Source organism: Mesorhizobium sp. LNJC391B00, assembly GCF_000502535.1.
In the GTDB taxonomy this organism is placed as follows: Bacteria; Pseudomonadota; Alphaproteobacteria; order Rhizobiales; family Rhizobiaceae; genus Mesorhizobium.
This window is the reverse complement of sequence record NZ_AYWI01000003.1, coordinates 431,396-444,435: the sequence shown is the minus strand read 5'-3', so window position 1 is coordinate 444,435 and position 13,040 is coordinate 431,396. Positions and strand designations below refer to the sequence as shown.

The 13,040-nt window shown below is 63.6% G+C and carries 11 protein-coding genes and 1 pseudogene; all 12 read left to right on the top strand.

Features of this window, described 5'->3' with window-relative positions; translation table 11 throughout:
- Positions 1-3: 3 nt before the first annotated feature.
- The 12 genes and pseudogenes from X750_RS154885 to X750_RS154935 all read left to right on the top strand — a co-directional run bounded on the left by X750_RS154885 (position 4) and on the right by X750_RS154935 (position 12,907).
- Positions 4-504 carry a flagellar basal body-associated FliL family protein gene (locus X750_RS154885; protein WP_023686347.1) on the top strand — a complete coding sequence of 167 codons (501 nt, stop codon included), beginning with the start codon at positions 4-6 and terminating at the stop codon, positions 502-504.
- A pseudogene (fliP, locus tag X750_RS01000000162775) lies at positions 501-1,242 on the top strand (flagellar type III secretion system pore protein FliP). The gene X750_RS154885 and the pseudogene fliP overlap by 4 nt, the downstream one beginning before the upstream one ends.
- A 210-nt stretch (positions 1,243-1,452) precedes the next feature.
- Entirely contained in the window at positions 1,453-2,337 is an 885-nt protein-coding gene (locus X750_RS154890) for a flagellin (protein ID WP_023683303.1), read from the top strand.
- 281 nt (positions 2,338-2,618) lie between these two features.
- Complete coding sequence (locus X750_RS154895; RefSeq protein WP_023683302.1) at positions 2,619-3,503, top strand: flagellin; 885 nt, start codon at positions 2,619-2,621, stop codon at positions 3,501-3,503.
- 189 nt (positions 3,504-3,692) lie between these two features.
- Complete coding sequence (gene fliF, locus X750_RS154900; protein ID WP_023686350.1) at positions 3,693-5,333, top strand: flagellar basal-body MS-ring/collar protein FliF; 1,641 nt, start codon at positions 3,693-3,695, stop codon at positions 5,331-5,333.
- Positions 5,334-5,336: 3 nt separating this feature from the next.
- Positions 5,337-5,963: a hypothetical protein gene (locus X750_RS154905; protein ID WP_023686351.1), complete on the top strand. Its 627-nt coding sequence runs from the start codon at positions 5,337-5,339 to the stop codon at positions 5,961-5,963.
- Between the two features lie 31 nt (positions 5,964-5,994).
- Complete coding sequence (locus X750_RS154910) at positions 5,995-7,341, top strand: MotB family protein (protein ID WP_023686352.1); 1,347 nt, start codon at positions 5,995-5,997, stop codon at positions 7,339-7,341.
- A complete protein-coding gene (locus tag X750_RS154915; RefSeq protein WP_023703976.1) occupies positions 7,338-8,768 on the top strand; it encodes a chemotaxis protein in 1,431 nt (476 codons plus the stop codon). The genes X750_RS154910 and X750_RS154915 overlap by 4 nt, the downstream gene beginning before the upstream one ends.
- 95 nt (positions 8,769-8,863) lie before the next feature.
- Positions 8,864-10,150 carry a flagellar hook-length control protein FliK gene (locus tag X750_RS154920; RefSeq protein WP_198020320.1) on the top strand — a complete coding sequence of 429 codons (1,287 nt, stop codon included), beginning with the start codon at positions 8,864-8,866 and terminating at the stop codon, positions 10,148-10,150.
- Complete coding sequence (locus X750_RS154925) at positions 10,077-10,670, top strand: transglycosylase SLT domain-containing protein (RefSeq protein ID WP_245271825.1); 594 nt, start codon at positions 10,077-10,079, stop codon at positions 10,668-10,670. The genes X750_RS154920 and X750_RS154925 overlap by 74 nt, the downstream gene beginning before the upstream one ends.
- A gap of 220 nt (positions 10,671-10,890) precedes the next feature.
- Positions 10,891-11,559, top strand: coding sequence for a response regulator transcription factor (locus X750_RS154930; protein WP_023683295.1), 669 nt, complete (start codon positions 10,891-10,893; stop codon positions 11,557-11,559).
- Positions 11,560-11,653: 94 nt separating this feature from the next.
- Positions 11,654-12,907 carry a flagellar hook protein FlgE gene (locus X750_RS154935; protein WP_023671890.1) on the top strand — a complete coding sequence of 418 codons (1,254 nt, stop codon included), beginning with the start codon at positions 11,654-11,656 and terminating at the stop codon, positions 12,905-12,907.
- Positions 12,908-13,040: the final 133 nt, after the last annotated feature.

Genomic DNA, 13,040 nt, shown 5'->3' with positions numbered 1-13,040 from the left:
GCCGTGGCAAATGTCGAACAGGTTCAGCAAAAAAAGGGCCCGTCGCTTGTCATCCAGCTTGCGATGCTGCTGGCGATGACGGGCGCCGCGATCGGCATGGGCTGGATGTCCGGCGGCTATCTGAAGGGCGTCGGGGGACCGGTGCCGGTGCCCGCCGCGCCCGAGAACCAGTCCAACGCCGAGCAACCGAGCAAGGCGGCCGAACATGCGCCCGGCACCGGGCCGACGCTTGTCCAGCTGGCGCCGATCACCACCAATCTGGCTTCGCCTGCCGACACCTGGATAAGGCTGGAAGCGTCGGTGGTCTACGATGCGCCGCAGCCGCCGGAACTTACCGAAAGCATTCACCAGGACCTGCTTGCCATGGTCCGCACCCTGAAGATGCATCAGATCGAAGGCGCCAGCGGCTACCAGCATTTGAAAGCCGACCTCGAGGAGCGCGCCGCAATCCGCAGCGGTGGCCATGCCAAACAGGTTCTGATCAGGACATTGCTGCTCGAATGAGAAAACTCGTCCTCGCCGCCGCGATCGTCGTCGCCGCCACCTCTGTCGCCGCCGCCCAGCAGCTCGATCTCGGCGGCATCGGCAAGGCCGACGGCGCCACCNGGCGCCACCGTCGGCTATATCATCCAGATGTTCGGTCTGATCACCGTGCTGTCGGTGGCGCCGGGCCTGTTGATCATGGTGACGAGCTTCACCCGCTTCGTCATCGCCTTCTCGATCCTGCGCGCCGGCATCGGCCTGCAGTCGACGCCGGCCAATCTGATCCTGATCTCGCTGTCGCTGTTCATGACCTTCTACGTCATGGCGCCGACCTTCGACCAGGCCTGGAACACCGGCGTCAAGCCGCTGATGGACAACCAGATCAGCCAGACCGAGGCGTTCGAAAAGATTTCGGACCCGTTCCGCACCTTCATGCTGCACAATGTCCGCGACAAGGACTTCGACCTGTTCGCCGATCTCGCCCGCGAACGCGGCCAGGTCGTTGCCAGGGACACCGTCGACCTGCGCATCCTGGTGCCGGCCTTCATGATCTCCGAAATCCGCCGCGGCTTCGAGATCGGCTTCCTGATCGTGCTGCCGTTCCTCGTCATCGACCTGATCGTCGCCACCATCACCATGGCCATGGGCATGATGATGCTGCCGCCGACCGTCGTTTCGCTGCCCTTCAAGATCCTGTTCTTCGTCCTCATCGACGGCTGGAACCTGCTTGTCGGCAGCCTGGTGCGCTCCTTCACCTGACCGTCCGCGCGCCGTTGGCGCCTTGCTAAAGTTTTATGCAATATATTTCCGGTTAACCGTCCCGTTTAGCCCTTTGGTAGGGACTTGCCCGCATATTGCTCGCAGATGGCGGGTGATCGGGTCTCACGATCATTGGCATGATGCCGCTCCGTCATACCGGAAAAGCCGGTATGTCAAAAACACCCTGTAAAAATCAAGGTACGAGTAGCCATGTCCAGTATCATGACGAACGCCTCGGCGCTGACCGCGCTGCAGAGCCTGAACAACACCAACAAATCCCTCGAGCAGACGCAGGCCCGCATCTCGACCGGCTACCGCGTTGCCACCGCTTCCGACAACGCCGCTTACTGGTCGATCGCGACCTCGATGAAGTCCGACAACAAGGCCAACTCGGCCGTGCAGGACGCCCTCGGCCTCGGCGCCGGCAAGGTTGACACCGCCTACACCGCCATCAACGACGTCAAGGACCAGGTCGACCTGATCAAGACCAAGCTGGTCACTGCCCGTAGCGCCTCGAAGGAAGACCAGCAGAAGATCGCGACCGAAATCAACGCCATCCAGGCGCAGATCAAGTCCTCGGTCGCCAACGCCAACTTCGCCGGCTCGAACCTGCTGCAGAACGACGCTGCCGCTGCGTCCGACCTGAAGATCGTTGCGGCTTACAACCGTACCGGCGCGACCGTCACCATCGACACCATCGACGTCAAGGCAGCCGATACGCAGGTTCTCGATGTCGCCGGCACGGGCGGCATCGTCGGCGGCCTGCTCGCCGCTGCCTTCTTCGACCCGAGCACCACGGCGGTTACCCCCGCCGCCATCGACACCGCGCTCGGCACTGTTGAAACCGCGCTTGCCAAGCTGTCCACCGGCGCTGCCTCGCTCGGCGCCGCCAAGTCGCGCATTGACACCCAGAAGAGCTTCCTGTCGAACCTGTCGGACTCGATCGACAAGGGCGTCGGCGCGCTGGTCGACGCCGACATGAACAAGGAATCGACGCGGCTGCAGGCCCTGCAGGTCCAGCAGCAGCTCGGCATCCAGGCGCTGTCGATCGCCAACGGCAACTCGCAGTCGATCCTGTCGCTCTTCCGCGGCTGATCTCTCGACATTACGACTGACACCATCCGTCGGGCCGCGCCAACAGCGCGGCCCGATTTCTTTTGCGGCTGTTGATTGTCTTGCTGAATGGCTGCCGATTTTTGCTCTTGGCCAGCGCCCTGAATGGCTTGGTTTAACAGGCCGTTAACCATATCCCGGTAGTCATGGTTAACCATTCCATGGCGGGCAGACCATACGGTCGATGGGCTTATGCCTACCCCCTTGATGAAGTTGATCCGGCGTGTTCGGGACACGCCAGTGTTTGAAAAGGGGTAAATATCTTGGCTAGCATCATGACGAACGCTTCGGCTCTGACCGCGCTGCAGAGCCTGAACAACACCAACAAGCAGCTTGAAACCACCCAGTCACGCATTTCGACCGGCTACCGCGTCGCCACCGCCAGCGACAACGCCGCCTACTGGTCGATCGCCACCACGATGAAGTCCGACAACAAGGCGCTTTCGGCCGTTCAGGACGCGCTTGGCCTCGGCGCCGGCAAGGTCGATACCGCCTACACCGCCATCACCGACATCAAGGACCAGGTCGACCTGATCAAGGCCAAGCTGGTCACTGCACGCAGCGCCAGCAAGGACGACCAGCAGAAGATCGCGACCGAAATCAAGGCCATCCAGGACCAGATCAAGTCGTCGGTCACCAACGCCTCCTATGCCGGCTCGAACCTGCTGCAGAACGACGCTGCTGCGACCTCCGACCTGAAGATCGTCGCGTCCTATAACCGCACCGGCACGACCGTCGCCATCGACACCATCGACGTCAAGGCGGCCGACACGCAGGTTCTCGATCTTCCTGGCACTGGCGGCATCGTCGGCGCTCTGCTGGCGACGACCTTCTTCGATCCCAGCACCACCCAGGTCCTCCCGGCGGCCATCGACACCGCACTCGGCGCCGTTGAAACGGCGCTTGCCAAGCTGTCCACGGGTGCCGCCTATCTCGGCGCCGCCAAGTCGCGCATCGACACCCAGAAGAGCTTCCTGTCGAACCTCTCGGACTCCATCGACAAGGGCGTCGGCGCGCTGGTCGACGCCGACATGAACAAGGAATCCACGCGGCTGCAGGCCCTCCAGGTCCAGCAGCAGCTCGGCATCCAGTCGCTGTCGATCGCCAACGGCAACTCGCAGTCGATCCTGGCGCTGTTCAAGCAGTAAGCCTGACCCGGCTTTCTCTTCCTTGAATAGGCCGCGCCAACAGCGCGGCCCTTTCCTGTATGGGTGTGTTTTGACGCATGTCGTTGACCCGGAACCGCTGCACACTTCCGGGCGACATGCTCTATCATCTTCGCACAAGCTTCGCGGTCTAGTGTTCCCACGGAATATCATGCTGGGAGCGCTTGAATCGTGCCGCAACAGATCCAGAGCATCATCTCGAATCTCAGGGCATTTGGCGTCAGGCGCCTTGCCATGCTGGCCGGCATTGCCGCATTGGTGATGGCCGTCATCGGCATCGGCTCGGTCTATCTCAACCGCCCGGCCTATGAGACGCTCTATGTCGGGCTCGATCGCTCCGACGTGAACCAGATCGGCCTGGTGCTCGGCGAAGCCGGCATCGGCTTCGACGTCGGCTCCGACGGCACCTCCGTGCTGGTGCCGGCCGGCACCACCGCGCAGGCGCGCATGCTGCTCGCCGAAAAGGGCCTGCCGACCAGCGCCAATGCCGGCTACGAACTGTTCGACAATGTCGGTTCTCTTGGCCTGACCTCCTTCATGCAGCAGATCACCCGCGTGCGCGCGCTGGAAGGCGAGATCGCCCGCACCATCCAGTCGATATCCGGCATCAAGGCCGCCCGCGTTCACATCGTCATGTCCGAGCGCGCCAATTTCCGCCGCGACGAACAGCAACCCTCCGCCTCGGTGGTCATCCGCTATTCCGGCATCGACGCCGAAAAGAGCGCCATGTCGATCCGCCATCTCGTCGCCGCCGCCGTGCCGGGCCTGTCGGCCGACAAGGTTACCGTGCTCGATTCCAACGGCAACCTTCTCGCCGCCGGCGACGATCCCTCCAACACAAGTGCTGCCCGCACGCTCGGCGTCGAGCAGACCGTCGAGGCGCAGATCGGCGACAACATCCGCCGCGCGCTGACGCCTTATCTCGGCCCCGACAATTTCCGCGCCAGCGTCAAGGCCGATGTCAACACCGACACCCGCCAGACCGAAGAGACGATCTTCGATCCGGAGTCACGCGTGGAGCGTTCCGTGCAGTCGGTGCGCGCCAACGAAAACAGCAATCAGAGGCAGGCCTCGACCCCGGCCACCGTCGAGCAGAACCTGCCCGAGACCCAGGCGACCAGCACCGATGGTCCGCAGACGTCATCGGAGAATGATCGCAAGGAGGAGATCACCAATTACGAGATCAACTCCAAGAAGATCGCCACAGTCTCGAACGGCTATTCCGTCACCAAGATGTCGATCGCCGTCGTCGTCAATCAGCAGCGGCTGATGACCATCCTCGGCAAGGACGCAACGCCCGAGCAGATCGCCAAGCGCGTTGCCGACATCCAGAAGATGGTGGCTTCGGCCACTGGCTTCGACGACAAGCGCGGCGACATCATCGATGTCTCGGCCGTCGAGTTCATCGACGGGCTCGACGGCGAGGCGGTCGAACAGCCGGGCATAATGGCGTCGATCGGAACCCATGCCGGTACGATGATCAACGCCGGCGCTTTCATCGTCGTGGTGTTCCTGGTCGCCTTCTTCGGCCTGAGGCCGATGGCCACCGCGCTGAGCGCGCGGCCGACGCCGGCACTTGCCGGTCCGAGCTTCGACGACGTCCAGCGTTCACTGCCGACACCCGAAGCCGCCAGCGCCGAACAGGCGCCGGCTGCCTTGCCCGGCAGCCGCCCAGGCCCGACTCCACTCGACGATCTTCGTCAGAAGATCAGGCCGGCGCCGCAGGAGCGGCTTGCCCGCATGGTCGACATCAATGAGGAGCGCACCGCGCAGATCCTGCGCAAATGGGCGGCCCAGGAAGCAGCGGTATAGACCATGGCCTCGGCAGCGCTTTTCGACCTTTTGCCGGATTTCGGCGCACGCAGCCAGCGTGCCGGCCAGCCCTCGCTCGCCGCCATGGCCGAGCCAAGGCCGGAGACGTCGGCGCCGCAGGCCGACATCGGCGCGCTGATCGCCGAAGCGGTCATCGATGCCGAAGCCGCCCTTGAAGCCCGCCTTGCCATCGCCCACCAGGCAGCGCTCGAGGCGCAGAGACAGGCCAACGCCGATGAAGCAAAGGCCTTTCTAGAAAGTTTCGGCGGCGATCTCGGCGCGGTCGTCACTGCCCGTATCGAGATCATGGAGGCCAAGGTCAGCGACCTCGTCGGCGCCACCATTGCGCGCATCATTGGCGGCCTTGTCAGCGACGATCTGCAGAAGCGTTCGCTGGAAACCCTTGCCGGCACGATCCGCGAAGCCGTCGGCGACAGCGAGGCGGTGCGCATCGCCGTGCGCGGACCGCTGTCATTGTTCGAGACGCTGAAGGCTTCGCTCGGCCCACGCGCGGCCAATCTCGATTTCGTCGAGGCGCCCGGCTTCGACCTTACCGTCGCCATTGACGAGGCGGTGTTCGAAACCCGCATTGCCGAATGGTCGGCCGCCTTGTCGGAGGCCCTGTCATGAGCGAGGGCCCTCTTACGAACGAGTGGACGTCATGAGCGTTGTCGAGGCCGCAGACGCCAGGCATGAGATCATCATCGTGCGGCGCAACCACGACGACCACGACGACGCCCACCATGGCGGCGTCTGGAAGATCGCCTTTGCCGATTTCATGACTGCCATGATGTGCTTCTTCCTCGTCATGTGGCTGATCAACGCCGCCAACGAGCAGACCAAGGCAGCCGTCGCCAGCTACTTCAATCCGGTCAAGCTGGTCGATCGCAACGCCAGCCGCAAGGGCCTCGAAGACCTCGGCGATGGCCCGAGCAAGGTCGGGCTGACGGCGGACGACCCGCGGGACAAGACCAGCAAGGCCGGACAGGACGGCGTCGGCGGCGCCGGTACTTCCGACAAGAAGCAATCGAAGGAATCGGCGCCAAAGACGGATCTTTCCGACGAGCATCTGTTTGCCGATCCCTATGCGGTGCTGTCGGAAATCGCCACCGACACCGGCGTCATGCAAAATGTCAGCGAGAAGGGCGATGGCGGCGCGCAGGCGTCCGGCCCGGCTACCGGCGCATCCGGCGGCCAATCCTACCGCGACCCGTTCGCGCCGGATTTCTGGTCGCAGCAGGTGGCTGCACCAGGCGCCGAAGCCACCGCCGAACGCACCAAGATCGAAGGCGATCCCCTGAAGCCGGGTGACAAGGCGGCACAGACGCAAGTGGCGGAGGTGAAGGCCGTGCCGGCCGCGCCGCCAGTGGCCGCGGCGCCGCTCGAGCCGCTGGCGAAATCCGTTTCCGATAAGCCGCTGACCAAGGCTGAAGCCAAAGCAGAGGCCAAGGCTGAAGCAGCGAAGGCCGAAATTGCAAAGGCCGAAGCCGCCGAAGCACAACCCGCACCCAAACCCGAAGCCGCGGAAAAAGCGCCGACGGCCGCCACTGTTAGAGCCGCGGCGCAGGTCAAGCAGGAACTGGCCGAGGCCTTCAAGCCAGGCGACAAATTGCATAATGGCGTCTCCGTCGAAGCCACCGACAAGGGTGTCGTCATTTCGATCACGGACCAGTTCGATTTCGGCATGTTCGAGATCGGATCGGCGGTGCCTAGGCGTGAACTGGTGCTGGCGATGGAAAAGATCGGCCGCATCGTCAACGAGCAGAAAGGCACGATCAGCATCAACGGCCACACCGACGCGCGGCCGTTCCGCAGCGACACTTACGACAATTGGCGGCTGTCCACGGCGCGCGCCCATTCCGCCTATTACATGCTGGTGCGCGGCGGCGTCGACGAGCGCCGCATCACCGAGGTCGCCGGCTTCGCCGATCGCGAGCCGAAAATTGCAGCCGACCCGATGGCGGCCGCGAACCGCCGCATCGAAATCCTGATGGCGACCGACGGATGAGGCGCGCCGCCATCATCGGCCGCGCCGTCGGGCTGCTGCTGCTGAGCGCTGTCCATCCGCCATCGGCCTTCGCCGAGGACGGCTTGCAGCCCTATCAGCTGGTGCGCTCGCTGCAGCTTGTGCAGGACCGCATCGCCGCCGGCGATCACGCCGCGCTGCCGATGCAGGCCAAGCTGCTCGAAATGGCCGACACAAGGCTGCGCGCGGCGGACGCAGATGATTTCAGCGACCCGAAGAATTTTCGCGCCTTGCTGGTCTATGGCATGAGTGGCGGCAACCCCGTCACCGTCGAGGCGGCGGTGTCGCGCGCCAAGACCGACCCGCAAAGCCTGACCATCGCCAAGGGCATTGTCGATTATCTGAACGGCCGGCAGGCGGCTGCGATCGAGGCGCTGAAGCCGATCGATCCGATGACCCTGCCCCCCGATGTCGGTGCCTTTCTGGCGCTGGTCAAGGGCTCGCTTCTCGCCACCGAGCAACCGGTCAGCGCGCTTGCGCTGCTCGACGATGCTCGCCTGCTCAGCCCCGGCACGCTGGTCGAGGAAGCAGCACTGCGCCGCTCGGTCGGCATCGCCGCCGCGCAAGGCGACGGTGCGCGTTTCGCGCTTGCCTCAACCCAATACGTCGAAGACTACCTCTATTCGCCCTATGCCAGCCAGTTCGCCGACGCCTTCGTCTCCGGCGTCATCACGCTGCACATGGCGATCAGCCAGGACAAGCTCGCCGACATCACCGCAATGATGGATCCAGAACGCGAGAAGGTGATCTATCTGCGCATCGCCCGCCGCGCCGCGATCGACGGCTTTGCCGATCTCTCCGCCTTTGCCTCGGCCAGGGCTGAACGGGGCCGCGACGGCATCCACAATCAGGACGATCCGCGCGCCCAGCTCTATTCCAGCCTGTCCACGGTAACGTCCGGCACCATCGGCGAGGTCCGCGCCAAGCTGGACAAGATCGATCGCAACCAGCTTTCGCAAAGCGACCGCGACCTGCTCGATGCCGCGCAGGCCGTGGCGGGTGAAGTCATCGCCCCGCCGGCGCCGCTGCCTGCCGAAAAGCCCGCACCTGCCGCGGCCAGGCAGGAGCCGGTCAAGACCGCGGCCGTGGAAAGACCCGACGAGCCAGAGCTGCCGCCGGTCGAAGGCGCGATGCCGGAACAGCCAGCCGCCACAACGTCGAGTGAACAGCCCGCAACCGACCGACTGAAGGCGGCAAGTGAACCGGCCGCGCAGGCACCAAGCACGCCAGAGGCAAAGGCGGCGGAAACGCCTGCAGTCGCCCCGGCCAGCGATGCGGCTCCGGTCGTGCCGGCATCGGTGCCGGCCCCCGCCGCAGTAGAGCCTACCGATCCCACCGACGCCGCCATGGCGAGGACGCGTCGCCAGCTCGATTTGATCGACCAGATGCTTGGAGCAGCCCCGAAATGACCACCAATGTTGGCCAGGCCCTGCCGGCTCCCGCGCACGCCGGATCGAAGCAGTCGGCCTCAAACGCCAAGGGCGGCGACAAAAGCTTCGGCGACATGGTGCGCGGCGACGACGATGCGCCGACACCGATAGGCCAGGGAGCAATTGAGGCCGCGTCGCACGAGCTGCGTTGGGCCAAACGCAGCCCTGCCGGTCCCGGCAAAAGCGAAATCCCACACACCCAGTCTGGCAAAACGGGGACGAAATCCGCTGCCGGCAAGGCCGCAAAAGAACATGCCGATAGTGGCCCGGACAAACCATCCAAGGACGCTGAGGTGGCCGGACGAGACGCGGATGCAGGATCGCTGCAGGATCATTTGCCACTGGTGCTGGCGCTGCACGATATCAGGCATTTCTCAACGGTCCGGACAAGCGGGAACGGCATCGCGACGAATGGACAGACTGGGCAACCGGCGCCCGCTGGCGAGGCCATTTCTGCACAGACGTCGCCTCTGAAGAGACACCGCGCAGCGTCCGGCATTGACAACAGACTCGACACGACGACGCGATCGGAACGGGCCAAGCCCGGTACCAGCGTTTCCGCACAGGATCAGGGGCAAAAGCTGCCCGCGATCGGGCTCCAGTCCGGCAAACTGCCGCACCAGGATGGTCCGACGCCTCCTCTACCGGCGGACCAGACGGCAAGCGACGTTTCGGCACCCGAGGCAAAACGGTCCGCGCCGTCGGCGAAGTCCGTCGATGGAGCCCATTCCGCGGCATCGGCCACACAGGGAAAACAGCCGCCATTCGCTGCGCGCGTCGACATTGTTGCCGAACAGAGCTTCCCGGCCCCGGCGCAAAACCCGATGAACCAGACGACTTCGGCGCTTATCGACGTGCTGGCTTCGGACAACGGACTGCGGCAAGCGGTTTCGACGCCGTCGACGAGCGCCCAGACGGCCGGTTCTGTTGCCGTTCCGACACATATATTGAAGATCGAGCTTCACCCGGCAGAGCTCGGCATGGTCACCGCCAGTCTCAGGCTTTCCGGAGAACAACTTTCGATAGAATTGAAGCCCGAAACCCATGAGGCTTACCGCCGTCTCGCCACCGATAGCGACGCCATCGTGAAGTCGTTGCGCGGGCTCGGCTTCGATGTCGACAAGGTCACCATCCTGCAACCCTCGATAGTGATCCACGCAGCGGCCCGCAGCGATGCAGCGAACTCGCATCCAATGCCGCAAGGCCGCGACCAGTCCGCTTTTCAGCCCGGAAACTCGAGCGGCAACAATACGGGTTCGGACGGCCAGCAGTCGGGAAGAAACCGCAATGACGATGCCCAGGAATTCGGCCGCGCTGGCGCGCCTGCTCGCGAGCGCGCTGGCGACGATATGTTTATCTAGCCTCGCCACCAAGCCGGCCACCGCCGCCACCAACCCTTGCGAGCCCGAGATTTTGCGTGCCGCCGACCGCTATGGCGTGCCCGCCGGCATCCTCTATGCGGTCGGGCTGACCGAGACCGGCAAGAAGGGTAGCTTGCAACCTAACGCGTTGAATATAGAGGGGAAAGCGGTATTTCCAAGGAACCGAACCGAGGCCCTGGCCACCTTCGAAGCAGCCCGGCGCGAGGGCAAGACACTCATCGATCTCGGCTGCATGCAGATCAACCATCACTATCACGCCGCGCATTTCCGCAGCGTCGACGACATGCTCGACCCGCGCCAGAATGTCGACTATGCCGCACGCTTCCTGGCCAGCCTGCATGCGCATCATGTCAGCTGGTCGATGGCCGTCGCCCGCTACCACGCCGGCCCCGACAATGATCCCGCGCAGAAATTCTATGTCTGCCGCGTCATCGCCAATATGGTCGCCACCGGCTTCGGCAAATGGACCCCGAATGCCCGCAACTTTTGCAATCCTTAGGTGAATCAGCTCTTGCGAACGGCTGCAAATCCACGCCCGGCGGGTGACGTGCTACGTCACCCGTTCGGCAACCAACGATACAACCTCCTGATTGCGGTTATTTCGAAACTCGAAATAACTCCCAAGAAAATAGCTGCAAGAAATGATGGTTGTTCAGGATTCCCGGCACCGGTTACGGCTCTTCCCACGGGGCAGATGATCTGATTCGGAGGCGGGACCGATGATTGTAATCGTTGACGAGCGTGAGCTCGTAACTGAAGGCTATAATTCACTTTTCGATCGTGAGGGCGTCGCCTGTGCAGGCTTCGCGTCCGGTGAATTCGGCGAGTGGGTGACATCGGCCGCCGACACGGATTTGCGATCGGTCCGAGCCTTCCTCATCGGCGACTGCCGCGAAGGCGCCATCTCGCCACGCCAGATCCGCGACCGCACCGGCGCTCCGGTCATTGCGCTGAGCGAACAGCACTCGCTCGAGAATACGCTGCGGCTGTTCGAGAGCGGTGTCGACGACGTCATCCGCAAGCCGGTCCACATCCGGGAGATCCTGGCCCGCATCACCGCCATCCGCCGCCGCGCCCATGAGGACGTCAGCTACACCGAGATCGGCGCCATGCGCATCTTCATGGATGGCCGCGATCCCGAGATCGATGGCCAGCCGCTGCCTCTGCCGCGCCGCGAACGCCGCATCCTCGAATATCTGGCGAGCAACCGCGGACGCCGCGTCACCAAGACCCAGGTCTTCAACGCCATCTACGGCATCTTCGACGAAGAGGTCGAGGAGAACGTCGTCGAGAGCCACATCTCCAAATTGCGCAAGAAACTGCGCGAAAAGCTTGGTCAGGACCCGATAGATTCCAAGCGCTTCCTCGGCTACCGGCTGGTGTTCTGATGCCGGTCTGCGCCAGCCTCGCGCAAGACAAAAATTATATCCTCGCGACCACAGACATAGGCCCAACGATCTTGGGCATTGAGGAGACGTTTCGATGAGCCTTTACGGAATGATGCGGACCGGCGTTTCCGGCATGAACGCCCAGGCCAACCGCCTGTCGGCGACAGCCGACAACATCGCCAATTCCGACACCACCGGCTACAAGCGATCCTCGGCCGAGTTTTCGACGCTGATCATGCCGCAGGTCGGCGGCGCCTATAATTCCGGCGGCGTCAACACCACCATCCGCTCGGCCATCAGCGCCCAGGGCGTGCTGCAGTACACGACCTCGGTTTCCGACCTTGCGGTCAACGGCAACGGTTTCTTCGTCGTCCAGGACCCCAGCGGAACGCCTTTCCTCACCCGCGCCGGCGCATTCGTTCCCGACGCTCAGGGCAGGCTGGTCAACGCCGCCGGCTACCAGTTGATGGCATACAGCTACGCCAACGGCACGCCGGCAGCCACCGCCAACGGCTTCGAAGGGCTGGTTCCGGTCCAGATCTCCGACCAGGAAATGACGGCGACGCCCAGCACCACAGGCAATTTCAACGCCAATCTGCCGGCTGGCGCCACGCCGCCCGCCGGTCCGCTGCCTTCCACCAACAGCCCGACCGCCGAATACACGTCGAAGTCCTCGATGGTCACCTACGACAATCTCGGCAACAAGAAGCTGCTCGACGTCTATTTCACCAACACCGGCACCGGCGCCTGGTCGGTCTCTGTGTTCGACCAGTCCCAGGCGACGCCGGGCACATCCTTCCCCTATACGGGCGGCGCGCTGGCCACGGCCAACCTGACCTTCGACACCACCACCGGCAAGCTAACCGGCGCGGTCGACAGCATAACGATCCCCGTACCGGGCGGTGCGTCGCTCGACCTCGATTTGTCCAAGCTGACTCAGCTCGGCACCGGCTTCACAGTCTCCGAAGCCAAGGTCAACGGCAACGCGCCCAGCACGATCGAAAAGATCCAGATCGGCGAGGACGGAGTCATTTACGCCCAGTATCAGGACGGCTCGACCAAGCCGCTGTTCAAGATCCCACTGGCCGACGTCCAGAGCGCCGACAACCTCACCGCACTGCCTGGCAATGTCTATGCGCAGTCCACCGACTCCGGCACCGTGCGCATCGGCTTCGCCAACGAAGGCAAGCTCGGCAGCATCATCTCCGGCGCGTTGGAAAATTCCAACGTCGATATCGCCGAGGAATTGACCAACATGATCGCGGCGCAACGCAGCTACACCGCTAACTCGAAAGTGTTCCAGACCGGTTCCGACCTCATGGATGTCCTTGTCAACCTGAAGAGATAAACGACGGGCGCTAGGGGAATGAACCCAAACCAGAGCAGCGCGGTGCGCGGATTTCGAATTCGAGGCCACACCGGCAAACCGGCCGGGGTGGTCCGGGATTGCAGGTTTCCGAGCGCCGACGCCGCCGACAGGG